Origin of the sequence: Pseudomonas sp. HOU2, from assembly GCF_040729435.1 — a bacterium.
Taxonomy (GTDB): Bacteria; Pseudomonadota; Gammaproteobacteria; order Pseudomonadales; family Pseudomonadaceae; genus Aquipseudomonas.
On record NZ_CP160398.1, the window covers coordinates 2,602,153 to 2,629,142 of the forward strand.

A 26,990-nucleotide genomic window follows, 5' to 3' on the forward strand; every position below is an offset into this window, starting at 1 on the left:
TTGGGATGCTTGTTCAGTTAGACCTTTTCGACCTGACTGAACTCCAACTCTACCGGGGTAGAGCGACCGAAAATAAGCACTGCCACCTGGACACGGCTCTTTTCGTAGTTAACTTCTTCGACGGTGCCGTTAAAGTCAGCGAACGGACCGTCAGTAACACGAACCACTTCACCCGGCTCAAACAGAGTCTTCGGCTTCGGCTTATCACTACCATCGGCCACACGACGCAGAATGGCTTCCGCCTCTTTGTCGGTGATTGGCGCAGGCTTGTCGGCAGTACCGCCGATGAAGCCCATCACCCGAGGAGTATCCTTGACCAAGTGCCAAGTACCCTCGTTCATATCCATCTGTACCAGCACATAGCCTGGGAAGAACTTGCGTTCGCTTTTGCGCTTCTGGCCATTACGCATTTCAACCACTTCTTCAGTGGGAACCAGAATTTCGCCGAAGCCATCTTCCATGCCAGCCAGCTTAACGCGCTCAATCAGCGAGCGCATGACATGCTTCTCGTAACCCGAGTAAGCATGCACAACGTACCAACGCTTAGCCACGGGACACCCTTAGCCGACAATCAAGGAAACAAGCCAGCCGAGCAGGGAATCAACACCCCACAACAGCAACGCCATAACGATAACCACAGCAACAACGATCAACGTTGTCTGCGTGGTTTCCTGGCGAGTTGGCCATACGACTTTACGAATCTCGGTGCGCGCTTCCTTAACCAGTACAAAGAACGACTTGCCCTTTGCAGTCTGCAGGCCTACAAAGGCAGCTACAGCAGCAATGACGAGCAAAGCGAGTACACGGTACAGGATCGGCGAAGCAGCGTAATACTGATTGCCAACAACGCCAACAACCACCAAAGCAACTACTACAAGCCACTTGAGCAGATCGAAGCGAGAGCCTTGAGCTTCAGCCTTAGGAGTCATCTATGAAGATCCTGTGAAAAGAAAGCCAGACACACCGAGTGAATCTGGCAGGTCAGGAGGGAATCGAACCCCCAACCTACGGTTTTGGAGACCGTCGCTCTGCCAATTGAGCTACTGACCTAAAACAAAATCAGGCCGACCATTATGCCGGCCCGAAAAATACATTACAACCGCTTATTCGATGATTTTGGCTACGACGCCCGCGCCGACGGTACGACCGCCCTCACGGATAGCGAAACGCAGACCGTCTTCCATCGCGATGGTTTTGATCAGGGTAACAGTCATCTGAATGTTGTCACCTGGCATTACCATTTCAACGCCTTCTGGCAGTTCGCAGTTACCAGTCACGTCAGTAGTACGGAAGTAGAACTGTGGACGGTAGCCCTTGAAGAACGGAGTGTGACGGCCGCCTTCTTCCTTGCTCAGAACGTAAACTTCTGCGGTGAACTTGGTGTGCGGCTTAACCGAACCTGGCTTGACCAGAACTTGACCACGCTCAACGTCGTCACGCTTGGTACCACGCAGCAGAACGCCGCAGTTCTCGCCAGCACGACCTTCGTCGAGCAGCTTGCGGAACATCTCAACACCAGTGCAGGTGGTGGTGGTGGTGTCACGCAGACCAACGATTTCCAGAGCATCTTGAACGCGAACGATACCGCGCTCGATACGACCAGTCACAACAGTACCGCGACCCGAGATCGAGAACACGTCTTCGATTGGCATCAGGAATGGCTTGTCGATCATACGAACTGGTTCTGGGATGTAGCTGTCCAGAGTTTCAACCAGCTTCTTGACGGCAGTGGTGCCCATCTCGTTGTCGTCTTTACCTTCCAGCGCCATACGAGCCGAACCGATGATGATTGGAGTGTCATCGCCCGGGAAGTCGTAGGTGGACAGCAGGTCGCGAACTTCCATCTCAACCAGTTCCAGCAGCTCAGCGTCGTCTACCAGGTCAGCCTTGTTCAGGAAAACCACGATGTACGGAACGCCTACCTGACGGGACAGCAGGATGTGCTCACGGGTTTGTGGCATCGGACCATCAGCGGCCGAGCAAACCAGAATAGCGCCGTCCATTTGAGCAGCACCGGTGATCATGTTCTTCACATAGTCAGCGTGACCTGGGCAGTCAACGTGAGCGTAGTGACGGATCAGCGAGTTGTACTCAACGTGTGCGGTGTTGATGGTGATACCGCGAGCTTTTTCTTCTGGAGCGCTGTCGATCTTGTCGAATTCAACTACGGCCGAACCGAAAACCTCGGAGCAGACGCGAGTCAGAGCAGCGGTCAGAGTGGTTTTACCGTGGTCAACGTGACCAATGGTCCCTACGTTGACGTGGGGCAGGGAACGATCAAATTTTTCCTTAGCCATCGATAACACCCTCAACAGAAGAATTAGACGAACGATATCTACCATTAAAACAAAGGCAGATATTTTCATATCTGCCTTGTCATATGGAGCTCTTGAGCGGATTTGAACCGCTGACCTCACCCTTACCAAGGGTGTGCTCTACCAACTGAGCTACAAGAGCGTAACACTTTGCACAACCTGCAAACTTGGAGCGGGTAGCGGGAATCGAACCCGCATCATCAGCTTGGAAGGCTGAGGTTCTACCACTAAACTATACCCGCGGAGCTTGCAGCTCACGCTAAAAATGGTGGAGGGGGAAGGATTCGAACCTTCGAAGTCGTAGACGTCAGATTTACAGTCTGATCCCTTTGGCCGCTCGGGAACCCCTCCTAAGCGAGCCGGCATTCTATACTATGCCGACCTTCTGTCAAGCATTTTCTCATTAAAAACCTGAGGTTAGCTGCGTTGACACCGCCCCGCTTTGACAACCTGTTTAGGTGTTCGCTGTGGAGCGGGCGCCATTCTATGCAAACTATTCCAGCGGTGCAACCCCCTCACACAGCATTATTTTATGTTTTAACTCATTGAATTCCTTGGAAAGGTTTTGCAACTGCACATCCCCCAATAAACGCTGGTTTTCGGGCGCAATACGCAACCAGTAACCAGACTCGGGAAAATCCTTTTGCGAAACCTGAACCTTCACATTCATGGTAGCTAGACGCACCTGCAGCGCGGAAATGCTGCTTTCTTGAGTCAAACCACCCAAGAACAGACACTCCTGTCCGGCACGGCGCATGCCCTGCCCCGCCCCAGAGTTACCAGCTGCCTCACTCAATAAGCGAATATCTTGCTGGGACCCACGGTACATGCTGAGTGGCGTGACATCCTTTGCACGCAAGGGCGCTTCCTGCTGATGCCAGACGTAATAGAACACATTGAGAACAACGAGCAGCAGGAACAACCAACGCATACAAACCTCAAGTTAAAGGACACGCCATCGCCAACCCTACAAATACCAGGTCGGGGACGATCCGAGCATCAGGCACGACGTCCGCCACCAACCCAGCATCGCCACCGGTAATGAAGACAGTAAAGCGCTCCCCCCAATAGGACCGAGCCATTTCCATCTGGGTCAGGACGAAGCCTCTCAACATTAAAGAGCACCCACGCTCCACCGCCTCTACGGTACTGCGCCCCGGAGCATGGCTCGTCAGCGCTTTTTCGGCAGCCAAGTCCCCATAACGGATTTTCCGGGTATGTGTACGTAATTGGTTACGCATCAAGGGCATCCCTGGACAAATGAATCCCCCCAGGTGCTCACCTTCGGCATTAATAAAGTCGGCCGTCACCGCGGTGCCGAAATCCAGAATCAGACAGGCGCCAGCAGCCAAATGAAAGCCACCAAGCATCGCCAACCAGCGATCCAGCCCCAAGCGTTCATAGTCGTCATAGCCATTCCTGACACCAGACATTTCACTGGCCGACTTGGCGCACACGACTGAAACCCCGAACGTCTGCTCGAGAATTCGGGTGAGCGCGGCAGTTTCTTCACCGGTCCTTACGCTGACCAACCGACATTTACGCAACGACAGGCTGTCAAATGCGCACAAGCTATCCACCAGAGCTTGATCCGAGTCGACAACACCTTCCGCGAACAGACCGCCAGCAGCTGTATTCAATACACGCCACTTGATAAAGCTATTCCCACAGTCGAGCTCAAGAATCATCACGCAACCTCAGGCTGAGCTCACCACCGTTAAATACTTTTTCCACGCCATCCACCTTCAAACGCAGCGCACCCTGACTATCGATGCCGAGCACCACGCCCTCTATATGACTAACGCCCGCAATCAACGAAACCGGACGCCCCTGCCACACATGGTATTTTTCCCACTCCTCCTGGAGCTCCGAAAAACCATCAAGCTGATGGCGCTGAATATAGCGACTCAACTGCTCGCTCAACTCAGCCGCCAAGATATTGCGATCACTGCTTTTGCCCGTTTCCAGTCGAATCGACGTCCATTGCTGGTCCACCTCATCAGCAATCTGCATGTTCACATTAATGCCTATACCTAGCACTACATGGCAAACATCTGCAGGATCCCCGACAAGCTCCAGGAGGATGCCCGCGACTTTCTTGTTTCCGACCAACACATCGTTAGGCCACTTCAATCCTGCGCCTGACACACCCAGCTTTCGCAGGGTATGCATAACCGCCAAACCAACAACCAGACTCAATCCCTCGAGCTGGCGCATGCCGCCCTCAATACGCAAGACCAGGCTGTAATAGAGATTTTCAGCAAAGGGACTTACCCACTTACGCCCCCTTCGTCCCCGACCGGAAATCTGTCTCTCTGCCAACACCAGGAACGGCGCCGTGCGACCTTGATTGATCGCGCGCAACGCCTCTGCATTGGTGGAGTCAATGGAGTCAAAGACAGTCATGGGCCACACCGGGGTCAAAGCACCTATGCTGAGCGGATCGAGCAATGTCAGGGGAGCCGCTAGTTGATAGCCTCGGCCCCGGACCTTGTTAATGGATAACCCGAGCTCAGCCTCAAGATTCTGAAGCTGCTTCCATACAGCACTTCGACTGATGCCCAGGGCAGCCCCCAGAGCCTGACCAGAATGGAATCGACCATCCTTTAAAAGATTCAACAACGTCAGCATGCAGGTCTCGCCTCACAATGAGGCCCGAATAATAGCCATGAGCCGGGCGATTGCATAGAAATCAAGCAAACCACTTTCCTGCGGGCAAAACAAAACCCCAACTGCTTTCGCAATTGGGGTTTCGGAATTTAATCTTGACGATGACCTACTCTCACATGGGGAAACCCCACACTACCATCGGCGATGCATCGTTTCACTTCTGAGTTCGGGATGGGATCAGGTGGTTCCAACGCTCTATGGTCGTCAAGAAATTCGGGTACTGACTCGTGACCGGCTGGCCTCGCTTCAGCAAATCGGGTATGTGATACAGGTGTTTGTGAGCAGCGCGAACTTTCGGTTCATTGCGTCTTCACACACCGCAATCTGGTCTCTTTCGAGCATGCAGATTGCTTGGGTGTTATATGGTCAAGCCTCACGGGCAATTAGTATTGGTTAGCTCAACGCCTCACAGCGCTTACACACCCAACCTATCAACGTCGTAGTCTTCGACGGCCCTTCAGGGAACTCAAGGTTCCAGTGAGATCTCATCTTGAGGCAAGTTTCCCGCTTAGATGCTTTCAGCGGTTATCTTTCCCGAACATAGCTACCCGGCAATGCCACTGGCGTGACAACCGGAACACCAGAGGTTCGTCCACTCCGGTCCTCTCGTACTAGGAGCAGCCCCTCTCAAATCTCAAACGTCCACGGCAGATAGGGACCGAACTGTCTCACGACGTTCTAAACCCAGCTCGCGTACCACTTTAAATGGCGAACAGCCATACCCTTGGGACCGGCTTCAGCCCCAGGATGTGATGAGCCGACATCGAGGTGCCAAACACCGCCGTCGATATGAACTCTTGGGCGGTATCAGCCTGTTATCCCCGGAGTACCTTTTATCCGTTGAGCGATGGCCCTTCCATACAGAACCACCGGATCACTAAGACCTACTTTCGTACCTGCTCGACGTGTCTGTCTCGCAGTCAAGCGCGCTTTTGCCTTTATACTCTACGACCGATTTCCGACCGGTCTGAGCGCACCTTCGTACTCCTCCGTTACTCTTTAGGAGGAGACCGCCCCAGTCAAACTACCCACCATACACTGTCCTCGATCCGGATAACGGACCTGAGTTAGAACCTCAAAGTTGCCAGGGTGGTATTTCAAGGATGGCTCCACGCGAACTGGCGTCCACGCTTCAAAGCCTCCCACCTATCCTACACAAGCAAATTCAAAGTCCAGTGCAAAGCTATAGTAAAGGTTCACGGGGTCTTTCCGTCTAGCCGCGGATACACTGCATCTTCACAGCGATTTCAATTTCACTGAGTCTCGGGTGGAGACAGCGCCGCCATCGTTACGCCATTCGTGCAGGTCGGAACTTACCCGACAAGGAATTTCGCTACCTTAGGACCGTTATAGTTACGGCCGCCGTTTACCGGGGCTTCGATCAAGAGCTTCGCGTTAGCTAACCCCATCAATTAACCTTCCGGCACCGGGCAGGCGTCACACCCTATACGTCCACTTTCGTGTTTGCAGAGTGCTGTGTTTTTAATAAACAGTCGCAGCGGCCTGGTATCTTCGACCGGCATGAGCTTACGGAGCAAGTCCTTCACCCTCACCGGCGCACCTTCTCCCGAAGTTACGGTGCCATTTTGCCTAGTTCCTTCACCCGAGTTCTCTCAAGCGCCTTGGTATTCTCTACCCAACCACCTGTGTCGGTTTGGGGTACGGTTCCTGGTTATCTGAAGCTTAGAAGCTTTTCTTGGAAGCATGGCATCAACCACTTCGTCACCCAAAGGGTAACTCGTCATCAGCTCTCGGCCTTAAGATCCCGGATTTACCTAAGATCTCAGCCTACCACCTTAAACTTGGACAACCAACGCCAAGCTGGCCTAGCCTTCTCCGTCCCTCCATCGCAATAACCAGAAGTACAGGAATATTAACCTGTTTTCCATCGACTACGCTTTTCAGCCTCGCCTTAGGGACCGACTAACCCTGCGTCGATTAACGTTGCGCAGGAAACCTTGGTCTTTCGGCGTGGGTGTTTTTCACACCCATTGTCGTTACTCATGTCAGCATTCGCACTTCTGATACCTCCAGCAAGCTTCTCAACTCACCTTCACAGGCTTACAGAACGCTCCTCTACCGCATCACTTGCGTGATACCCGTAGCTTCGGTGTATGGTTTGAGCCCCGTTACATCTTCCGCGCAGGCCGACTCGACTAGTGAGCTATTACGCTTTCTTTAAAGGGTGGCTGCTTCTAAGCCAACCTCCTAGCTGTCTAAGCCTTCCCACATCGTTTCCCACTTAACCATAACTTTGGGACCTTAGCTGACGGTCTGGGTTGTTTCCCTTTTCACGACGGACGTTAGCACCCGCCGTGTGTCTCCCATGCTCGGCACTTGTAGGTATTCGGAGTTTGCATCGGTTTGGTAAGTCGGGATGACCCCCTAGCCGAAACAGTGCTCTACCCCCTACAGTGATACATGAGGCGCTACCTAAATAGCTTTCGAGGAGAACCAGCTATCTCCGAGCTTGATTAGCCTTTCACTCCGATCCACAGGTCATCCGCTAACTTTTCAACGGTAGTCGGTTCGGTCCTCCAGTCAGTGTTACCTAACCTTCAACCTGCCCATGGATAGATCGCCCGGTTTCGGGTCTATTCCCAGCGACTAGACGCCCTATTAAGACTCGCTTTCGCTACGCCTCCCCTATTCGGTTAAGCTCGCCACTGAAAATAAGTCGCTGACCCATTATACAAAAGGTACGCAGTCACCCAACAAAGTGGGCTCCCACTGCTTGTACGCATACGGTTTCAGGATCTATTTCACTCCCCTCTCCGGGGTTCTTTTCGCCTTTCCCTCACGGTACTAGTTCACTATCGGTCAGTCAGTAGTATTTAGCCTTGGAGGATGGTCCCCCCATATTCAGACAAAGTTTCTCGTGCTCCGTCCTACTCGATTTCATGACTAAGAGACTTTCGCGTACAGGGCTATCACCCACTATGGCCGCACTTTCCAGAGCGTTCCGCTAATCTCAAAGCCACTTAAGGGCTAGTCCCCGTTCGCTCGCCACTACTAAGGGAATCTCGGTTGATTTCTTTTCCTCAGGGTACTTAGATGTTTCAGTTCCCCTGGTTCGCCTCTTGCACCTATGTATTCAGTACAAGATAACCATCTTATGATGGCTGGGTTCCCCCATTCAGACATCTCCGGATCAAAGTCTGTTTGCCGACTCCCCGAAGCTTTTCGCAGGCTACCACGTCTTTCATCGCCTCTGACTGCCAAGGCATCCACCGTATGCGCTTCTTCACTTGACCATATAACCCCAAGCAATCTGGTTATACTGTGAAGACGACATTCGCCGAAAATTCGCAAAACTCTTAAGAGTCACTCACAAATTTTACCTTAGCCTGATCCGTTACCAGTGAAAGTAACGTTCAGTCTATCTTTCTATCACATACCCAATTTTTTAAAGAACGATCTAATCAAAAGACTAGAAATCAGCATTCACCATCACAGCGATGGAATGCTCATTTCTAAGCTTTCAAACTTCAGAAGCAGTGGTGGTGGAGCCAAGCGGGATCGAACCGCTGACCTCCTGCGTGCAAGGCAGGCGCTCTCCCAGCTGAGCTATGGCCCCGTATTTCTACAGGTTTCCCACACAAAAATTGGTGGGTCTGGGCAGATTCGAACTGCCGACCTCACCCTTATCAGGGGTGCGCTCTAACCAACTGAGCTACAGACCCAATTTCGGGCTGCTTCTATCGTCTTCTTCAATGAATCAAGCAATTCGTGTGGGAACTTATGGAGCAGCTGATGTCGTCGATTAAGGAGGTGATCCAGCCGCAGGTTCCCCTACGGCTACCTTGTTACGACTTCACCCCAGTCATGAATCACACCGTGGTAACCGTCCTCCCGAAGGTTAGACTAGCTACTTCTGGTGCAACCCACTCCCATGGTGTGACGGGCGGTGTGTACAAGGCCCGGGAACGTATTCACCGCGACATTCTGATTCGCGATTACTAGCGATTCCGACTTCACGCAGTCGAGTTGCAGACTGCGATCCGGACTACGATCGGTTTTGTGGGATTAGCTCCACCTCGCGGCTTGGCAACCCTCTGTACCGACCATTGTAGCACGTGTGTAGCCCAGGCCGTAAGGGCCATGATGACTTGACGTCATCCCCACCTTCCTCCGGTTTGTCACCGGCAGTCTCCTTAGAGTGCCCACCATAACGTGCTGGTAACTAAGGACAAGGGTTGCGCTCGTTACGGGACTTAACCCAACATCTCACGACACGAGCTGACGACAGCCATGCAGCACCTGTCTCAATGCTCCCGAAGGCACCAATCCATCTCTGGAAAGTTCATTGGATGTCAAGGCCTGGTAAGGTTCTTCGCGTTGCTTCGAATTAAACCACATGCTCCACCGCTTGTGCGGGCCCCCGTCAATTCATTTGAGTTTTAACCTTGCGGCCGTACTCCCCAGGCGGTCAACTTAATGCGTTAGCTGCGCCACTAAGAGCTCAAGGCTCCCAACGGCTAGTTGACATCGTTTACGGCGTGGACTACCAGGGTATCTAATCCTGTTTGCTCCCCACGCTTTCGCACCTCAGTGTCAGTATCAGTCCAGGTGGTCGCCTTCGCCACTGGTGTTCCTTCCTATATCTACGCATTTCACCGCTACACAGGAAATTCCACCACCCTCTACCATACTCTAGCTTGCCAGTTTTGGATGCAGTTCCCAGGTTGAGCCCGGGGATTTCACATCCAACTTAACAAACCACCTACGCGCGCTTTACGCCCAGTAATTCCGATTAACGCTTGCACCCTCTGTATTACCGCGGCTGCTGGCACAGAGTTAGCCGGTGCTTATTCTGTCGGTAACGTCAAAATTGCAGAGTATTAATCTACAACCCTTCCTCCCAACTTAAAGTGCTTTACAATCCGAAGACCTTCTTCACACACGCGGCATGGCTGGATCAGGCTTTCGCCCATTGTCCAATATTCCCCACTGCTGCCTCCCGTAGGAGTCTGGACCGTGTCTCAGTTCCAGTGTGACTGATCATCCTCTCAGACCAGTTACGGATCGTCGCCTTGGTGAGCCATTACCTCACCAACTAGCTAATCCGACCTAGGCTCATCTGATAGCGCAAGGCCCGAAGGTCCCCTGCTTTCTCCCGTAGGACGTATGCGGTATTAGCGTTCCTTTCGAAACGTTGTCCCCCACTACCAGGCAGATTCCTAGGCATTACTCACCCGTCCGCCGCTGAATCCAGGAGCAAGCTCCTTTCATCCGCTCGACTTGCATGTGTTAGGCCTGCCGCCAGCGTTCAATCTGAGCCATGATCAAACTCTTCAGTTCAAACATCTTTGGGTTTTTAAGAAACCCTAAACTTGGCTCAGCAATCGTTGGTTACATCTTTGATTTCTCGCGGAGTAACTTGTGATGCTGATAATCTTGTTGACTATCAGTCTGACTCCACAAGCACCCACACGAATTGCTTGATTCAGTTGTTAAAGAGCGGTTGGTTAAGATCTTTCGTCTCAACCGAGGCGCGCATTCTACAGCAGCCTCATTTGCTGTCAAGTGATTATTTTCAGAAGTTTTCGAAGATTTCTTCAACAACTTCAACCACTTGCGCTTCCGATCTCTCGTTAGCGGGAGGCGAATTCTACAGCGTTACACGCTGCTGTCAACACCTCTTTTTCTCCGCTTTCGACCGAGAAGATCGAACCGTCAAAAGAGCCAAACATCACTGCCCTTTCAACTCCTTCCAGGCTTCGATGAACTGAAGCAAACCGCTGCCGAAAACTGCGTAACTCATTGAATCTCAAGGAGTTTTCCGTTTCGACTGCGCCGGAAGTGGGGCGAATTATAGACCTCTAGAATTCGCCGTCAACCCTTATTTCAAACTTTATTCAGCTTTCAGCGTGATACGTGCAAATGCCTTCTTACCCGCCTGGCAAACGTGAGTCGCGCCCAGTACATATATAAAGGAGCGATCAACCACCTCACCATCAACACGCACACCGCCAGAAGCCAACAGATCACGCGCCGCCGCCGAGTTCTTCACCAGGCCTGCCTTATTAAGGACGGCCGCAATTGGCATATCTTCAGCAGAGGCCAGTTCGATCTCCGGCAGATTATCCGGCAACTCACCATCCTTCATACGGTTACCCGCAGCGCGATGAGCATTGGCCGCAGCCTCCTCACCATGGAAGCGCGCAACAATCTCTTCCGCCAGCTTTATCTTGATGTCGCGCGGGTTAGCCCCTGCCTCTACAGCTGCACGGAAGGCATTGATCTCATCCATCGAACGGAAGCTGAGCAGTTCAAAGTAACGCCACATCAACGCATCCGGGATCGAGACCAGCTTGCCGTACATCACACCTGGCGCCTCTTGGATGCCGACGTAGTTGCCCAACGACTTGGACATCTTCTTCACGCCATCCAGACCTTCGAGCAACGGCATGGTCAGAATGCACTGAGCCTCCTGACCATAACCGCGCTGCAGCTCACGCCCCATCAGCAAGTTGAACTTCTGATCGGTCCCACCCAACTCGACATCCGCGCGCAGAGCAACCGAGTCATAGCCCTGGACCAGCGGATAGAGGAACTCATGAATAGCGATCGGCTGATTAGTGGAGTAACGCTTGTCGAAGTCATCACGCTCAAGCATGCGTGCGACGGTGTACTGCGAAGTGAGACGAATGAAGTCCGCCGGCCCCATCTGATCCATCCAGGTGGAGTTGAACGCAACTTCGGTTTTAGCCGGATCAAGAATCTTGAACACTTGAGTCTTGTACGTCTCGGCGTTTTCCAGAACCTGCTCGCGAGTCAAAGGAGGACGAGTGGCACTCTTGCCGCTTGGATCACCGATCATCCCGGTGAAGTCACCAATAAGGAAGATCACCTGATGCCCCAATTCCTGGAACTGACGCAGCTTATTAATAAGCACGGTATGACCCAAGTGCAGATCCGGGGCGGTTGGATCGAAACCAGCCTTGATACGCAGCGGCTGGCCGCGCTTGAGCTTCTCGATCAGCTCGGACTCGACCAATAGTTCTTCCGCACCACGTTTAATCAGCGCTAGCTGCTCTTCAACCGACTTCATAACAGACCCGCAAGGCTCAGATTCAAAGGGAACCAACCATACAAGATCGTGCACCAATTACAAGTTTTGCCCGGCGCACGGACACCAATCTGCAGACAGGGTGTCTGTAGACTTGCTTCGGGGATGATTTGGTTATATTTTATACAGTTATTTCATCTTCATCATGTCATTCATCTTTTCCAATTCATCTTTTTTCAAAGTCAAAATTACTTATGACCACTGAACCGTCTAAAGCGCCACCGCTTTACCCGAAGACCCACCTGCTCGCCGCAAGTGGAATCGCCGCCCTTCTCAGCCTGGCGCTCCTGGTATTTCCTTCCAGTGATGTTGAAGCCAAAAAGACAACCCTGAGCCTTGAACTGGAAAGTCCTGCTGAACAACTGACACAAGATCAAGACGCTGCTGACGCGGTTCAAGCCACAAATGAGCCAGCAACCTCACCTTTCGCCCAGATCGAAAACAGCACCGAAGACACTCCGAAAACAGCAGAAGCCGCACCTGCACCCGCTCCGGTTGCCGAAAAGGCGAAAGCCCCGGGACACCGCGAAGTCATCGTATCCAAGGGCGATACGCTCTCTACATTGTTCGAGAAAGTCGGTCTGCCAGCCGCTGCCGTACACGAAGTCCTGGCCAGCGACAAACAGGCCAAACAGTTCAGCCAGCTCAAGCACGGCCAGAAACTCGAGTTCGAACTGAACCCGGAAGGTCAACTGACCAGCCTGCACAGCAAAGTCAGCGACGTCGAAACCATTACCCTGACCAAGAACGACAAGGGCTATGCGTTCAACCGCGTCACCGCAAAACCTACCGTTCGCACGGCTTACGTGCACGGCGTGATCAATAGCTCTCTGTCACAATCCGCTGCCCGCGCAGGCCTGTCCCATAGCCTGACCATGGATATGGCCAGCGTCTTCGGCTACGACGTCGACTTCGCTCAGGACATCCGCCAAGGTGACGAATTCGACGTGATCTACGAGCAGAAAGTGGTCAACGGCAAGGCCGTCGGCACTGGCCCGATTCTGTCTGCGCGTTTCACCAACCGCGGCAAGACCTACACCGCCGTGCGTTACACCAATAAACAAGGCAACAGCAGCTATTACACCGCTGATGGCAACAGTATGCGCAAGGCGTTCATCCGTACCCCGGTGGACTTCGCCCGCATCAGTTCCAAATTCTCCATGGGCCGCAAACATCCGATCCTCAACAAGATCCGCGCCCACAAAGGTGTCGATTACGCAGCCCCACGCGGTACACCCATCAAGGCTGCCGGCGACGGTAAAGTGCTGCTGGCCGGGCGCCGCGGTGGCTACGGCAATACGGTGATCATCCAGCACGGCAACACCTACCGCACGCTGTATGGCCACATGCAAGGCTTTGCCAAAGGCGTTAAAACCGGCGGCAGCGTCAAGCAGGGCCAAGTGATCGGCTACATTGGTACTACCGGCCTGTCCACTGGACCGCACTTGCACTATGAGTTCCAGGTCAATGGCGTTCACGTCGACCCACTGGGCCAGAAGCTGCCGATGGCGGATCCGATCGCCAAGTCCGAGCGTGCACGCTTCCTTGCGCAAAGCCAGCCATTGATGGCGCGCATGGACCAGGAAAAGGCCACCATGCTGGCTTCGAGCAAGCGCTAAGCCATGGCTCTGTATATCGGCGTGATGTCCGGCACCAGTCTCGATGGGCTGGACATCGCCCTGATCGAGCAGACCTCGGCGATCAAATTGATCGCCACGCATTACATCCCCATGCCTGATTCCCTGCGCGCCGAGCTGCTTGGCTTGTGCGCCAGCGGCCCCGACGAGATCGCCCGCTCGGCAATCGCCCAGCAGCACTGGGTCAAACTCGCCGCACAAGGTATCCATAACCTCCTCGATCAGCAGAAACTGAAGCCTGAAGCCATTCGTGCCATCGGCAGCCATGGCCAGACCATTCGCCATGAACCCGCTCGCGGCTTCACCGTGCAGATCGGCAATCCTGCACTGCTGACAGAGCTGACCGGCATTACCGTGGTCAGCGACTTCCGCAGCCGCGATGTAGCTGCCGGCGGCCAGGGCGCCCCACTGGTGCCAGCCTTCCATGAGGCTTTGTTCGAAGAGCGTCGCGGTAACCGTGCAGTGTTGAATGTCGGCGGTTTCAGCAATCTGAGTCTGATAGAACCGACCAGGCCTGTAGCCGGTTTCGACTGCGGCCCCGGGAATGTGCTGATGGATGCCTGGATACATCGGCAACGCGGCGAGAACTTTGATCGCAACGGCCAGTGGGCAGCCACCGGCACAGTCGAACCAGCCTTGCTGAACGCCTTGCTCAGTGATCCGTTCTTCGTGACCAAAGGCCCGAAGAGCACTGGCCGGGAAGTGTTCAACCTGCCGTGGCTGGAACAACACCTAGCAAAATTGCCGACCTTTGCGAGTGAAAACGTTCAGGCAACACTGCTCGAACTGACGGCACTGACCATCGTCGAGTCGCTGCAAAGCGCTCAATCCGATACCCGGGAAATGCTGGTCTGCGGCGGTGGCGCTCATAACGCAACGCTGATGAAGCGTCTTGCCGACCTGCTGCCGAACGCTACCGTCGCCAGCAGCGCCACTCACGGTGTCGATCCGGACTGGGTCGAGGCAATGGCCTTCGCCTGGCTGGCCCATTGCTGCCTCGAAGGCATTGCCGCCAATCGCCCGAGCGTCACCGGCGCCAAAGGCCTGCGGGTACTCGGCGCCATCTACCCCAACTGAACAAAAGACAGGCAACAAAAAACGCCGCAGAACCGTAAGGCTCTGCGGCGTTTTATTGTGTGCAGCGAGGTGCGATCAGATCGAGAACGAAGAGCCGCAACCACAAGTAGTGGTGGCGTTCGGGTTCTTGATCACGAAGCGCGACCCTTCCAGACCTTCCTGGTAGTCGACTTCGGCACCGGCCAGGTACTGGAAGCTCATCGGATCGACCACCAGGCTCACGCCTTCGCGCTCGACGATGGTGTCATCCTCGGCCACATCTTCATCGAAAGTGAAGCCGTACTGAAACCCTGAACAACCGCCGCCCGTAACGAATACGCGCAGCTTCAAGCGATCATTCCCCTCTTCATCGACCAGGCTCTTCACCTTGTGCGCAGCACCTTGAGTGAATTGCAAAGCCGTGGGGGTGAAGGATTCGACGCTCATGCTGACTATCTCCCGGCGTTACGCCGCCATAATGCGTGATGACGCGCATTATCCGCTTGTCCTAGAAAATCGGTCAACTATTGTTACGGTATATCAATAAACCCGACCAACTGCCCAGAATGCAAAAAGGCCCGTTTGACGGGCCTTTTTGCTGTGTTGCCGAAAGTGTTACGGCAGCATACCGGCGTGGGACAGACCGAAGCGCTCATCCAGGCCGAACAGAATGTTCATGTTCTGCACCGCCTGACCCGACGCGCCTTTGACCAGGTTGTCGATCACCGACAGCACCACCACCAGATCACCATCCTGCGGACGGTGAACAGCGATGCGGCAGACGTTGGCGCCACGTACGCTGCGAGTTTCCGGATGGCTGCCGGCCGGCATCACATCGACGAACGGCTCGTTGGCATAGCGCTTTTCGAACAGTGCCTGCAGATCCACCGAACGATCGACCACGGTCGCATAGAGCGTGGAGTGAATGCCACGGATCATCGGGGTCAGGTGCGGGACGAAGGTCAGACCGACGTCCTTACCCGCGGCACGACGCAGGCCCTGGCGAATTTCCGGCAGATGACGGTGACCTTTCACCGCGTAAGCCTTCATGCTTTCCGACGTCTCGGAGTACAGCGAGCCTACAGAAGCACCGCGCCCGGCACCGCTGACGCCGGATTTGCAGTCGGCGATCAGGCGTGATGTGTCAGCCAGACCCGCTTCAAGCAGCGGCAGGAAACCCAATTGTGTGGCGGTTGGATAGCAACCCGGCACAGCGATCAGACGAGCCTTCTTGATCTGCTCGCGATTGACTTCCGGCAGGCCGTAGACCGCTTCGTCCAGCAACGCCGGCGCACCGTGCGGCTGGCCGTACCATTTGGCCCATTCTTCCGCGTCCTGCAGACGGAAGTCCGCGGACAGGTCGATGACCTTGGTGCCCGCCGCCAACAGTTCACCGGCCAACGCATGGGCAACGCCGTGCGGGGTGGCGAAGAACACCACATCACACGCACCCAGGGTTTTGATGTCCGGTACGCTGAACGCCAGACCGTCGTAGTGACCGCGCAGGTTCGGGTACATGTCAGCCACGGCCAGACCGGCCTCGGATCGGGAAGTGATCACCACCACTTCTGCCTGCGGATGCTGTGCCAACAGACGCAGCAGTTCGACACCGGTGTAACCCGTGCCGCCGACGATACCGACCTTGACCATAAACCTGCCCTCAACGAACCCACTGGAAAGCCGTCGATAATAGGGGCCGCGCGCCCCTGCGACAACCATCAAGGTGACGTGCGGACGCTCAAGCCTCTACTATCCCGGCTACCGTGAACCTGGGAATAACCAAAAATGCTCTATCTATGGATCAAAGCCTTTCACATCGTCAGCGTCGTGTGCTGGTTTGCCGGGCTGTTCTACCTGCCGCGGCTGTTCGTTTATCACGCACAAAGTGAAGACACGCTCAGCAAGGAGCGCTTCAGCGTCATGGAGCGCAAGCTGTATCGCGGCATCATGGGCCCGGCGATGATCGCCACGCTGATTTTCGGCGGCTGGCTGATCTACCTCAACCCGGGCATCTTCAGCATGGGCGGCTGGATTCACGCCAAGCTGACGCTGGTGGTCCTGCTGATCGGCTACCACCACATGTGCGGCGCGCAGGTAAAACGCTTCGCCCGTGGCGAGAACACCCGCAGCCATGTCTTTTATCGCTGGTTCAATGAAGTGCCGGTTCTGCTATTGCTGGCTATCGTAATTCTGGTCGTGGTCAAGCCGTTCTAATTTCATAACAGGCATCACACCTCGGGGGATTTCCAATGTCGCTGCCCGCTTTGCTCGAACAACGTCTGCGTCTGCCCGTGGTAGCGGCGCCGATGTTCCTGATTTCCAACCCGGAGCTGGTTCTCGCCTGCTGCCGTAACGGCGTGGTTGGCAGCTTCCCGGCGCTGAACCAGCGCGAAAGCAGCGGCTTCAAGGCCTGGCTGGAGGAGATTGAAGCGGGCCTGGCGACACTGGACAGCCCGGCGCCGTATGCAGTGAACCTGATCGTGCACAACAGCAACCCGCGTCTGCAGGCTGATCTGAACATCTGCGTCGAACACAAGGTGCCGATTGTCATCACCAGCCTCGGCGCGGTGAAGGAGCTGGTTGATGCCGTGCACAGCTACGGCGGTCTGGTGTTCCACGACGTGACCACCCGCAGGCATGCCGAGAAAGCCGCCGAAGCCGGAGTCGACGGTTTGATCGCGGTTGCGGCCGGCGCCGGCGGCCATGCCGGCACCTGGAGCCCGTTTGCGCTGATTGCCGAAATCCGCGAGTTCTTCGATAAAACCCTGTTGCTTGCAGGATGTCTTAACCACGGCCATGAGATTCTGGCTGCACAACTGCTTGGCGCGGATCTGGCCTACTTCGGCACGCGATTTATCGGCACCACCGAAAGTCATGCGCCTGACGCGTACAAGGAGATGCTGCTGACGGCCAAGGCGGCGGACATCATTCATACGCCTGCAGTCTCTGGCGTACCGGCCAGCTTCATGCGTCAAAGCCTGGAGGCGGCGGGTTTCGACATGGCCGCGCTGCAAGGCAAGGGCGAGGTCAATTTCGGCGACAAGCTCAAACCGATCAACGACGAAGCCAAGGCGTGGAAGACCGTGTGGTCGGCCGGCCAGGGCGTAGGGCAAATTGACGACCTGCCGAGCGTGAACCAGTTGATTGCCCGTCTCGACGCGGAATATCGTCAGGCGCTGGAACGCGCGGCGCAGTTGCCGAAACGCTGGCCTCGCTGAGAAAAATCAGGCCAGTCACCGTCCGACTGGCCTTACACTTGCTGACCTTCAATTCATTCGCGACAAGGATGCCTCGGCCATGAGCGAACCTCGCTACAAGATCGTTTTCGACGGTGCTCTACAGCCCGGTGTCGATCTCACCACCGCCAAGCTCAATCTGGCGGCCCTGTTCAAAAGCGATGTTGTCGCCATCGAGCGCCTGTTCAACGGCAGCACCGTCGCCCTCAAACGCGACCTGACCCACAGCGATGCGCAAACTTATCTGCAAGCACTGAGCAAAACCGGCATCGACGCACGGATCGAAAGCGAGACGGCGATCGAACTGAGTCTTTCGGACGTGCATGAACAACCGGCGACCTTCAACGACCCCGTCTCACCTTACGCGCCCCCTCGGGCCAACGTTGGCGAGAACCTGCCAGCATTCGCTGCCCTCAAGCCCTTCAGCGTCGAAGGCCGGATCGGTCGCCTGCGCTTTCTGGCCTGGACCATGGTGCTGAGTCTGGTGACTTTGCCAATCGTGGCGATATTCGCATTTATCGGTCTGGGACTGGTCAGCGGCGACAACACCACCGGCCTGATCATCGGTGGGATATTCGCGTTCTTCCTGTTCCTCGGCTTCATCATTGTCAGCATTCTGTTCAGCGTGCAGCGCCTGCACGACATCGGCTGGTCCGGCTGGCTCTGGCTGCTGAACCTGGTACCGTTCGTGGGCAGCTTCTTCCCGCTGGTGATCATGGTCGTGCCGGGCAACACCGGCACCAACCGTTACGGCCCGCCACCGCCACCCAACAGTACGGCGGTCAAAGTGCTGTGTTCGCTCTGGATCGTGTTCTTCGCCCTGGTGTTTGCCGGCGGCATGCTCGGCGGTATTTCAGCCATTCAGCAAGAATATGAAACCAACCTCGAAAGCAGCTATGAAAGCGGCTCGGTCACCACCGATGAAGTCGAGGTCGAGACTGAACCGGCGAATTCCGTGGACGATGCAGCCGAAGCGCCCCCGGCCCCTGTAGACTCTGCGAAAGAATGAACAACGCTCCCCGCCGTGACACCTGCGTCGCTGGCGCGGGGCTGTTGCGATGGAGAATTGCATGACCCGTTACGCTCTGATCACCGGCGCCTCCAGTGGCATCGGCCTGGCCATGGCCGAAGCTCTGGCCCGGCGCGGCCGCAGCCTGATTCTGGTGGCCCGACAGCGTGATCAGCTGGAAAGCATCGCGATCGAACTGACCCAGCGCTTTGGCGTGGAAGTCCTGTTTCGTGCCTGCGACCTTGGTGAGCCTTTGCGCCTGTCCGGCTTTTTGCTGGAACTGGAAGAAGGCGACCGGCAGATTGATCTGCTGGTCAATTGCGCCGGCATCGGCACCTGCGGGCCGTTCCTGGCCCAGGACTGGATGACTGAGCAGGACCTGATCGAAGTCAACATCCTCGCCCTCACCCGCCTGTGCCACGCCATTGGCAACAGCATGGCGCTGCAGGGCGGCGGGCAGATTCTCAATGTCGCCTCGATGGCAGCGTTCAATCCTGGCCCGTGGATGAGTACCTACTACGCCAGCAAGGCGTATGTGTTGCACTTTTCCGAAGCGCTGCGGGTTGAGCTGAAACAGAGCGCGGTCAAGGTCTCGGTGCTCTGCCCCGGCCCCACCCGTACCGCGTTCTTCCGCACCGCACAGCTCAACAGCGACAAACTCAAGGACAGCAAACTGCTGATGAGTCCCGAGGAAGTCGCGCTGTACACCGTACGTGCGCTGGAGAAAAACCGCGCCATCATCATTCCGGGACGGCGCAACCGCTGGCTGGCCTTCCTGCCGCGTCTCGGCTCGCGCTGGCTCAATCGCACCATCGTCGGCATGCTCAACAAGGCTTACTGCCCGCGCTGAACTGTCTACGGCAAAACACTGGGCGGGGTCATTCCCCATGAGTACACTCAGGCCAGCCCCCACAACGGAGAAAACAGCAGTGGATACTCTGTTCACCAAGATCATCAACCGGGAGATTCCGGCCAAGATCATCTACGAGGACGACCAGGTTCTGGCGTTCCACGACATCGCCCCTCAGGCTCCGGTGCACTTTCTGGTGATCCCGAAGAAACCGGTGCGCACCCTCAACGACCTGACCGAAGACGACAAGGCTCTGGCCGGGCACATCCTGTTCACCGCCCAGCGCCTGGCGCTGGAACTGGGTTGCGAGGACGGCTTCCGGGTGGTGATGAACTGCAATGAAAAAGGTGGGCAGACCGTCTATCACATTCATATGCACGTACTGGGTCAGCGTCAGATGAACTGGCCGCCGGGCTGATTCACCGCAAACCCGTACAGGAGCTCCCGAAGGCTGCGATCTCTTGATCTTCGAGTATCAAAACTAGATCAAAAGATCGCAGCCTTCGGCAGCTCCTGCATAAAGCAAAAAGCACATCCAGTGCGACTGATGACCCAGCGCAAACCTTCCCCGGCCGATTCGGTTAAACTGGCCGTCGAGATTTTTCCCGGAGGTCAGCATGACTACCCAACGTCACTACTCGCCGATTGACCGTCTTCTGCTGCAAGCCGATGCCGCGATGCGCACCCTGCTGCCCTTCAGCGGCCAGCCATACCGTCCGTCACCCGCCATCGTCCAGCCGGAAGTGCAGATGAGCGACGAAGACACCCGCCATGTCGCCGGCCTGATGCGCATCAACCACACCGGTGAAGTCTGCGCCCAAGCGCTGTATCAGGGCCAGGCGCTGACCGCCAAGTTGCCGCAGGTGCGTGCCGCCATGGAACATGCCGCCGAAGAAGAAATCGATCATCTGGTGTGGTGCGAGCAGCGCATCCATCAGCTGGGCAGTCACACCAGCGTGCTCAATCCGCTGTTCTATGGAATGTCGTTCGGCATCGGCGCTGTGGCCGGTCTGATCAGTGACAAGGTCAGCCTCGGTTTCGTCGCAGCCACCGAACATCAGGTGTGCAAGCACTTGAACGAGCACCTTGAGCAATTGCCGGCCGAGGACGAAAAGTCCCGGGCAATTCTGGAGCAGATGCGCATTGATGAAGAACATCATGCGGAGAGTGCACTGGATGCGGGTGGTTTCCGTTTTCCGGCGCCGGTGAAGTTCGGGATGAGTCTGTTGGCGAAGGTAATGACCAAGAGTACTTATCGGATCTGAGATCGGTATTGCTGCTGAAGGCCCCTTCGCGAGCAGGCTCGCTCCTACAGGGGGAGGGGGCATGCGGCAGGCATTAAAAAAGGCGACCGAAGTCGCCTTTTTTTGTGCCCGGGAATCTTACGTCGGCATGTTGCGTGCGTAGAAGATTTCCAGCATTTCGTGTTTCACCCGCTCGGTCACCTGAGCACGCTGCTCGGAGGACAGATTGCTGGTGGCGTCGCCGAACAGGTAGTTGTCCAGTTCGAAGTTCTTCAGCAGCATTTTGGTGTGGAACAGGTTTTCCTGGTACACGTTCACGTCGGTCATCTGATACGCGTCGCGAGTGTCTTCGGAAAGGTAGTTCTGGATCGAGTTGATCTCGTGGTCGATGAAGTGCTTGTTGCCTTCAACGTCACGGGTGAAGCCGCGCACACGGTAATCCACAGTCACGATGTCCGAATCGAACTGGTGAATGAGGAAGTTGAGCGCTTTAAGCGGTGAAATGACACCACAGGTCGACACGTCGATGTCCACACGGAACGTCGCGATACCGGCGTCCGGATGGATTTCCGGATAGGTATGCACCGTGATGTGGCTCTTGTCGAGGTGGGCAAGGATGATTTCGGGCAATGGACCCGGGGACTCTTCGATCTGGCTGTCAGTCGGGGTCACCGGCTCTTCCGAGATCAGAATCGTGACGCTGGCACCCTGAGGCTCATAGTTCTGACTCGCGATGTTCAGAATGTTGGCACCAATGATTTCGACAACTTCCGTGAGGATCTGCGTCAGGCGTTCGGCGTTGTACTCTTGATTGATGTACTCGACGTAAGCCTGCTGGTCTTGCGGGGTTTCCGCGTAGCAGATGTCATAGATGTTGAAGCTCAAGGTCTTTGTCAGGTTATTGAACCCGTGGAGCTTGAGTTTGCTTTTCACCGTTAAAAACTCTCTATGTATGCGGCGCAGCCGCGTGATCAAGCATGCCCGTCAAGTGCGAACAACGCACCTGCGTAGGACGGTTAACACCTCTTCGCGATGGCGATTTTGGTTATCTGTTCAGGCGGACGATCCGTCGGTTGACCGATCACTGCCCTGAAAAAAGTGGCGCATTATGCAGACGTCAGCGAGGGATCGCCAGAGTCTGCACTGCTTTTATGATAGTTGAATGTCGGTTCAACCGAGTTCGACGATTTCGTAATCGTGAGTGATCGCCACGCCTGCCGCGCCGAGCATGATCGACGCCGAGCAATACTTCTCGGCAGACAGCTCGATGGCACGCTTGACCTGGGCTTCTTTCAGGGCCCGGCCCTTGACCACGAAGTGCATGTGGATCTTGGTGAACACCTTCGGATCTTCGGTCGCGCGCTCGGCTTCGAGGAACGCTTCGCAGCTTTCAACCGCCTGACGCGACTTCTTCAGGATGCTGACCACGTCGAAGTTGCTGCAACCGCCAACGCCCAGCAGGAGCATTTCCATCGGGCGAACACCCAGATTACGACCACCGGCGTCCGGCGGACCGTCCATGACCACAACATGACCGCTGCCGGACTCGCCGAGGAACATGGCTTCGCCAGCCCATTGGATGCGTGCCTTCATCGCCAAGACTCCACTGTAGAAAAAAGGGTCGCCAGCTTAGCACAGGCCCCTGCTCTGACAGCGCCCGGCGTTCCTAGGACGGATGCCTCTGCTGCGTAGGTAATTTCTCGAATTTTCGACGAAGTGTCTGGTAAGCTGGCGCCAATTCGCTGGCGCCAATTGTCAGCCTGTAGCGACCGCCTTCAGCGCCTCATAAAAAAACCAAACATCACCGTGCAGTCTTTTCGGGATACAACCATGGTTGCTATTACCCCCACACCCAAAATCAAGAACCTCGACAAGCTGTTGATGCATTGCCAGCGCCGTCGCCATGCGGCCAAGAGCAACATCATCTGCGCCGGCGATCGCTCGGACACGCTGTACTTCATCATCAAGGGTTCGGTAACAATCCTGATTGAAGACGACGACGGTCGCGAAATGATCATCGCCTACCTCAATGCCGGAGATTTCTTTGGCGAGCTGGGTTTGTTCGAGCAGGCGGGCCAGGAACAACAACGCAGTGCCTGGGTGCGGGCGAAAGTCGAATGTGAAATCGCCGAAATCAGCTACGTGAAGTTCCGCGAATTGTCGCAGCAGGATCCCGACATTCTTTACGTCCTCAGCGGACAAATCGCCCAACGCCTGCGCAATACCACACGCAAGGTCGGCGACCTGGCGTTCTTTGACGTCACCGGCCGTGTGGCCCGTTGCCTGCTGGAGCTGTGCAAACAGCCTGACGCGATGACCCACCCGGACGGCATGCAGATCAAGGTGACCCGTCAGGAAATCGGGCGGATTGTCGGTTGTTCGCGGGAGATGGTCGGTCGCGTGCTCAAGGATCTTGAGGAACGCAACCTGGTGGATGTGAAAGGCAAGACCATGGTGGTCTTCGGCACGCGCTAAGCACGCAAAATCAGGCGCTGTAGACCTGCGCCAGCATCAGCCGAAACAGCTCATCAAGACGCGCCAATGCCGTTGGCGCGGCAAACTTCTCATGCAGGGCGATGTGGCTTTCAGCCCGCACTCGCTGCTCCAGACCGCAGGCCTCGTTGAAGCGATTGACCGCTGCGACCATCGACTCTCGCTCGTTATCGATCAACATCGCCCCGTGCACCAACCCCACCGGACGCTGACCACCCTGGCTCTGACGCCAGCGCTGAGCGGTGCCGACCATCTTGCGACCGTCGAGATTGACGTTGAAGCGGCCGTCGCAGAACGCACCGTCGATTTCGCCCAGCGACGACACACCACCCAACTCATCCAGCAATTCACAGATCGGATCACACAGGCGCCGGTAACCGGTTTCAATGCGATTCAGATCACCCTCGCTGCGGGGCGGGGCGTAGACCAACGCGATGTTGATGGTTGAAGCGGATTGCGGGACCGGTTCGCCACCGGTTTCCCGCAGCAAGACTGGCCAACCGGCAGCAGCGGAGACTTCACAGGCGTGATCAAAACCGGGCAGACGATTGAGGCGGCGTGGCATGACTAGCGCGCGATCGCTGGGTTGCCAGAACAGCAGGCCGAATTCGGCGTTGCCGGCGCAGATGGAGGCGAGCAAGTCTTGTTCGGCTTGCAGGCCGGTTTCGATGGTGAGGGAGGCAGGGATCATAAGGTTTCCGTAGGACGTTCAGTCTGAGGTGAATCTTATGTCGTCATCGCGAGCAGGCTCACTCCTACAGGGGGAACGCATTCCAAGTGTAGGAGTGAGCCTGCTCGCGATGGCGTCTAACAGGTCTGACTGAGTCAGTCGAGGGTCGAACCACTGACCGGCACACCACGCTCCGGGAAGAACAGGCGCTGCAGTTCGGTGCCCGGGCTTTCGGCGCGCATGAACGCTTCGCCGACCAGGAACGCGTAAACGTCGCTGATTTCCATCAGCTCGACATCGGCACGGTTGAGAATGCCGCTCTCGGTGATCACCAAGCGATCACGCGGGATTCGCGGCAGCAGGTCGAGGGTGGTTTCCAGGCTGACGTCGAAGGTGTGTAGGTTGCGGTTGTTGATCCCGACCAGCGGCGTGTCGAGGGTTTTCAGTGCGCGTTCCAGCTCATCGCCGTCGTGCACTTCAACCAGCACGTCGAGACCGACGCCTTTGGCGACCGAGGCCAGCTCGGCCATTTTCACGTCGTCCAGTGCGGAGACGATCAACAGCACGCAGTCGGCGCCCAGCGCGCGAGCTTCGACGATCTGGTACGGCTCGATCATGAAGTCCTTGCGGATCACCGGCAGTTTGCACGCGGCGCGGGCCTGTTGCAGGTAGGCATCGGCGCCCTGGAAGTAGTCGATGTCGGTCAGCACGGAAAGACAGGTCGCCCCGCCCTTCTCGTAGCTCCTGGCGATGTCGGCAGGCACGAAATTCTCGCGGATCACGCCCTTGCTCGGCGAAGCCTTCTTGATTTCAGCGATGACCGCCGGCTGCTTCTTCTTCGCTTGCGCCAGCAATGCCTGGGCAAAACCACGGGGTGCATCGGCCGCCTTGGCCAGACTTTCCAGCTCGCTCAGGCTGACGCGAGCACTGCGCTCGGCGACTTCCTGGACTTTGCGCGCCAGAATGTTTTCCAGAACCGTCGGTACACTCATCCCTCATTCTCCACTTTGAATACCGCGGTAAAGGCACCCAGCTCCTCGAGTTTTTCCCGAGCAAGGCCGGTATGCAGAGCGTCATGCGCAAGCGCCACGCCTTCTTTCAAACTCGTGGCCAGGTCGGCGGCGTACAGCGCTGCACCGGCATTGAGCACAATCATTTCGGCGGCTTTCTGGCCGTTTTCGGTCTTGCGCTTGCCCAGCGCATCGCGAATCAGCGCCAACGATGCTTCCGGACCTTCGACCGAGAGGCCGTGCAGGCTCTGGCTCTTCATGCCCAGATCTTCCGGCTCGACCCAATACTCAGTGATCTCGTTGTTCTTCAGTTCAGCGACGAAGGTCGGCGCGGCCAGGCTGAATTCGTCCAGACCGTCCTTCGAATGCACCACCAGCACATGTTTGCTGCCCAGGCGCTGCAAGACTTCGGCCAATGGCCGGCACAGCGCAGGGGTAAACACGCCCACCACCTGATGTTTGACACCGGCCGGATTCGTAAGCGGGCCGAGCATGTTGAACAGTGTACGCAAGCCGAGATCGCGGCGCGGGCCGGCGGCGTACTTCATGGCTTTGTGGTGAGTCTGGGCAAACATGAAACCGATGCCGACGTTGTCGATGCAACGGGCAACCTGCACCGGCGTCAGGTTCAGGTAGATACCGGCCGCCTCCAGCAAGTCGGCGCTACCGCTCTTTCCCGACACCGCACGGTTGCCGTGCTTGGCCACGGTGCAACCGGCTGCCGCGACGACAAACGCGGATGCGGTCGACACGTTGAAAATGTTCGCACCGTCACCGCCGGTACCGACCACGTCGACCACACCGTCGAGGGTCTTGAGTTCGACCTGGTCGGCCAGCTCACGCATCACCGAAACCGCGCCGACGATTTCGTCGATGCTCTCGCTCTTCATGCGCATCGCCATCATGAATGCGCCGATCTGCGCTTCGGTGCATTGGCCGGTCATGATTTCGCGCATCACGTCGCGCATTTCTTCGGTGCTGAGGTCGAGGTGTTCGACGATACGGCTCAGGGCTGTCTTGATGTTCATGGGAGTCCTTAGCGCGTGCCGCCGGTTTGTTTGAGGAAGTTGGCAAACAGTTCATGGCCCTGTTCGGTCAGGATCGACTCGGGGTGGAACTGTACGCCCTCGATGTTCAGGGTCTTGTGCCGCAGGCCCATGATTTCATCGACGCTGCCGTCGTCGTGCTGCGTCCACGCGGTCAGCTCCAGGCAATCGGGCAAAGTATCGTGCTTGACGATCAGCGAGTGGTAGCGGGTGACCGTCAGCGGATGATTCAGACCGGCAAAAACGCCCTTGTCCTCATGGAATACCGGGCTAGTCTTACCGTGCATCACTTGGCGGGCACGCACCACATCGCCGCCGAAGGCCTGACCGATGGACTGATGGCCGAGGCAGACGCCGAGGATCGGCAGTTTGCCGGCGAAATGCTTGATGGCCTCGATGGAAATGCCGGCTTCAGTCGGCGTGCACGGGCCTGGCGAAACCACGATGCGCTCGGGGTTGAGCGCTTCGATTTCGGCGACGGTCAGTTCGTCGTTGCGCACCACCTTGACCTCGGCACCCAGCTCGCCGAGGTACTGCACAACGTTGTAAGTAAAGGAGTCGTAGTTGTCGATCATCAGCAACATGGCGTTTCGAACCTCTTGAATTCTGACTTGAAGACAGCCTTCAGGTGACTTGCCCGCAGGGCGCTGCACGATGTCGGACGCGCAGAGGGCGTCGGCAC

24 protein-coding genes, 6 tRNA genes and 3 rRNA genes are annotated in these 26,990 nt (G+C 56.2%); 9 read left to right on the forward strand and 24 right to left on the reverse strand.

The annotated features are described in order from the left end of the window. Positions 1-17: 17 nt before the first annotated feature. The 16 genes from nusG to tyrS form a co-directional block, all read right to left on the reverse strand. Positions 18-551 carry a transcription termination/antitermination protein NusG gene (gene nusG / locus ABV589_RS11760; protein WP_025113545.1) on the reverse strand — a complete coding sequence of 178 codons (534 nt, stop codon included), beginning with the start codon at positions 549-551 and terminating at the stop codon, positions 18-20. Positions 552-560: 9 nt separating this feature from the next. After that, positions 561-929: a preprotein translocase subunit SecE gene (gene secE / locus ABV589_RS11765; protein ID WP_007962231.1), complete on the reverse strand. Its 369-nt coding sequence runs from the start codon at positions 927-929 to the stop codon at positions 561-563. 45 nt (positions 930-974) lie between these two features. Beyond that, positions 975-1,050: transfer RNA gene (locus ABV589_RS11770), tRNA-Trp, on the reverse strand. Between the two features lie 53 nt (positions 1,051-1,103). Then, a complete protein-coding gene (gene tuf, locus ABV589_RS11775) occupies positions 1,104-2,297 on the reverse strand; it encodes an elongation factor Tu (RefSeq protein ID WP_024164425.1) in 1,194 nt (397 codons plus the stop codon). An 84-nt stretch (positions 2,298-2,381) separates the two neighbouring features. After that, a tRNA-Thr gene (locus ABV589_RS11780) sits at positions 2,382-2,457 on the reverse strand. Between the two features lie 26 nt (positions 2,458-2,483). Next, positions 2,484-2,557 (reverse strand) — tRNA-Gly (locus ABV589_RS11785). A 24-nt stretch (positions 2,558-2,581) separates the two neighbouring features. Next, positions 2,582-2,666, reverse strand: a tRNA-Tyr gene (locus ABV589_RS11790). A 142-nt stretch (positions 2,667-2,808) separates the two neighbouring features. Next, positions 2,809-3,246: a hypothetical protein gene (locus ABV589_RS11795; RefSeq protein ID WP_367085915.1), complete on the reverse strand. Its 438-nt coding sequence runs from the start codon at positions 3,244-3,246 to the stop codon at positions 2,809-2,811. Between the two features lie 7 nt (positions 3,247-3,253). Continuing rightward, positions 3,254-4,003, reverse strand: a complete 750-nt coding sequence (locus ABV589_RS11800; RefSeq protein WP_367085916.1) for a pantothenate kinase — start codon at positions 4,001-4,003, stop codon at positions 3,254-3,256. After that, on the reverse strand, positions 3,993-4,946 hold the full coding sequence (gene birA / locus ABV589_RS11805) for a bifunctional biotin--[acetyl-CoA-carboxylase] ligase/biotin operon repressor BirA (protein ID WP_367085917.1): 954 nt from the start codon (positions 4,944-4,946) through the stop codon (positions 3,993-3,995). The genes ABV589_RS11800 and birA overlap by 11 nt, the downstream gene beginning before the upstream one ends. A gap of 132 nt (positions 4,947-5,078) precedes the next feature. Next, positions 5,079-5,194 (reverse strand): 5S ribosomal RNA (gene rrf / locus ABV589_RS11810). Positions 5,195-5,347: 153 nt separating this feature from the next. Next, a 23S ribosomal RNA gene (locus ABV589_RS11815) occupies positions 5,348-8,239 on the reverse strand. Between the two features lie 247 nt (positions 8,240-8,486). After that, a tRNA-Ala gene (locus ABV589_RS11820) sits at positions 8,487-8,562 on the reverse strand. A 29-nt stretch (positions 8,563-8,591) separates the two neighbouring features. Beyond that, positions 8,592-8,668, reverse strand: a tRNA-Ile gene (locus tag ABV589_RS11825). Positions 8,669-8,749: 81 nt separating this feature from the next. Further along, a 16S ribosomal RNA gene (locus ABV589_RS11830) occupies positions 8,750-10,286 on the reverse strand. Together the 16S, 23S and 5S rRNA genes with 2 tRNA genes alongside form the textbook arrangement of a ribosomal RNA operon. A 553-nt stretch (positions 10,287-10,839) precedes the next feature. Further along, positions 10,840-12,039, reverse strand: coding sequence for a tyrosine--tRNA ligase (gene tyrS, locus ABV589_RS11835; protein WP_367085918.1), 1,200 nt, complete (start codon positions 12,037-12,039; stop codon positions 10,840-10,842). 212 nt (positions 12,040-12,251) lie between these two features. Here tyrS and ABV589_RS11840 point away from each other — a divergent pair, with 212 nt between their 5' ends. After that, entirely contained in the window at positions 12,252-13,676 is a 1,425-nt protein-coding gene (locus tag ABV589_RS11840; RefSeq protein ID WP_367085920.1) for a peptidoglycan DD-metalloendopeptidase family protein, read from the forward strand. A 3-nt stretch (positions 13,677-13,679) separates the two neighbouring features. Next, positions 13,680-14,771, forward strand: a complete 1,092-nt coding sequence (locus tag ABV589_RS11845; protein ID WP_367085921.1) for an anhydro-N-acetylmuramic acid kinase — start codon at positions 13,680-13,682, stop codon at positions 14,769-14,771. A gap of 75 nt (positions 14,772-14,846) precedes the next feature. Here the strand turns inward: ABV589_RS11845 and erpA are convergent, their stop codons facing one another. Continuing rightward, entirely contained in the window at positions 14,847-15,197 is a 351-nt protein-coding gene (gene erpA, locus ABV589_RS11850; protein WP_003228776.1) for an iron-sulfur cluster insertion protein ErpA, read from the reverse strand. 168 nt (positions 15,198-15,365) lie between these two features. After that, positions 15,366-16,400, reverse strand: a complete 1,035-nt coding sequence (gene argC / locus ABV589_RS11855) for an N-acetyl-gamma-glutamyl-phosphate reductase (RefSeq protein WP_007966420.1) — start codon at positions 16,398-16,400, stop codon at positions 15,366-15,368. Positions 16,401-16,535: 135 nt separating this feature from the next. On the opposite strand from argC, the gene hemJ reads away from it, so the two are divergent. The 6 genes from hemJ to coq7 all read left to right on the forward strand — a co-directional run bounded on the left by hemJ (position 16,536) and on the right by coq7 (position 21,110). Then, the gene (gene hemJ, locus ABV589_RS11860; RefSeq protein ID WP_367085923.1) at positions 16,536-16,964 is read left to right on the forward strand and encodes a protoporphyrinogen oxidase HemJ; all 429 of its coding nucleotides are present in this window, start codon (positions 16,536-16,538) and stop codon (positions 16,962-16,964) included. Between the two features lie 35 nt (positions 16,965-16,999). Further along, complete coding sequence (locus tag ABV589_RS11865) at positions 17,000-17,968, forward strand: nitronate monooxygenase family protein (protein WP_367085925.1); 969 nt, start codon at positions 17,000-17,002, stop codon at positions 17,966-17,968. Positions 17,969-18,047: 79 nt separating this feature from the next. After that, positions 18,048-18,995, forward strand: coding sequence for a DUF805 domain-containing protein (locus ABV589_RS11870; protein ID WP_367085926.1), 948 nt, complete (start codon positions 18,048-18,050; stop codon positions 18,993-18,995). Between the two features lie 61 nt (positions 18,996-19,056). Continuing rightward, entirely contained in the window at positions 19,057-19,845 is a 789-nt protein-coding gene (locus ABV589_RS11875) for an SDR family oxidoreductase (protein WP_367085927.1), read from the forward strand. 79 nt (positions 19,846-19,924) lie between these two features. Continuing rightward, complete coding sequence (locus ABV589_RS11880) at positions 19,925-20,263, forward strand: histidine triad nucleotide-binding protein (RefSeq protein ID WP_053124353.1); 339 nt, start codon at positions 19,925-19,927, stop codon at positions 20,261-20,263. A 199-nt stretch (positions 20,264-20,462) separates the two neighbouring features. Then, positions 20,463-21,110, forward strand: coding sequence for a 2-polyprenyl-3-methyl-6-methoxy-1,4-benzoquinone monooxygenase (gene coq7 / locus ABV589_RS11885; RefSeq protein ID WP_007966428.1), 648 nt, complete (start codon positions 20,463-20,465; stop codon positions 21,108-21,110). A gap of 117 nt (positions 21,111-21,227) precedes the next feature. Here coq7 and speD read toward each other — a convergent pair whose 3' ends face one another. Beyond that, on the reverse strand, positions 21,228-22,022 hold the full coding sequence (gene speD, locus ABV589_RS11890) for an adenosylmethionine decarboxylase (RefSeq protein WP_003228791.1): 795 nt from the start codon (positions 22,020-22,022) through the stop codon (positions 21,228-21,230). A gap of 237 nt (positions 22,023-22,259) precedes the next feature. Beyond that, positions 22,260-22,682, reverse strand: a complete 423-nt coding sequence (locus tag ABV589_RS11895; protein ID WP_134828285.1) for an OsmC family protein — start codon at positions 22,680-22,682, stop codon at positions 22,260-22,262. Positions 22,683-22,919: 237 nt separating this feature from the next. On the opposite strand from ABV589_RS11895, the gene crp reads away from it, so the two are divergent. Further along, positions 22,920-23,564 (forward strand): cAMP-activated global transcriptional regulator CRP, encoded by a 645-nt coding sequence (crp, locus tag ABV589_RS11900; protein WP_007966430.1) that lies wholly within the window; start codon positions 22,920-22,922, stop codon positions 23,562-23,564. A 10-nt stretch (positions 23,565-23,574) separates the two neighbouring features. Here the strand turns inward: crp and ABV589_RS11905 are convergent, their stop codons facing one another. The 4 genes from ABV589_RS11905 to ABV589_RS11920 all read right to left on the reverse strand — a co-directional run bounded on the left by ABV589_RS11905 (position 23,575) and on the right by ABV589_RS11920 (position 26,892). Continuing rightward, the gene (locus tag ABV589_RS11905; protein WP_367085929.1) at positions 23,575-24,273 is read right to left on the reverse strand and encodes a lipoate--protein ligase family protein; all 699 of its coding nucleotides are present in this window, start codon (positions 24,271-24,273) and stop codon (positions 23,575-23,577) included. Positions 24,274-24,407: 134 nt separating this feature from the next. Beyond that, entirely contained in the window at positions 24,408-25,244 is an 837-nt protein-coding gene (trpC, locus tag ABV589_RS11910) for an indole-3-glycerol phosphate synthase TrpC (protein WP_367085930.1), read from the reverse strand. Beyond that, the gene (gene trpD, locus ABV589_RS11915; RefSeq protein ID WP_003228800.1) at positions 25,241-26,290 is read right to left on the reverse strand and encodes an anthranilate phosphoribosyltransferase; all 1,050 of its coding nucleotides are present in this window, start codon (positions 26,288-26,290) and stop codon (positions 25,241-25,243) included. Before trpD ends, trpC begins: the two co-directional genes overlap by 4 nt. An 8-nt stretch (positions 26,291-26,298) precedes the next feature. Continuing rightward, on the reverse strand, positions 26,299-26,892 hold the full coding sequence (locus tag ABV589_RS11920; RefSeq protein WP_007966434.1) for an aminodeoxychorismate/anthranilate synthase component II: 594 nt from the start codon (positions 26,890-26,892) through the stop codon (positions 26,299-26,301). Positions 26,893-26,990 lie beyond the last annotated feature (98 nt).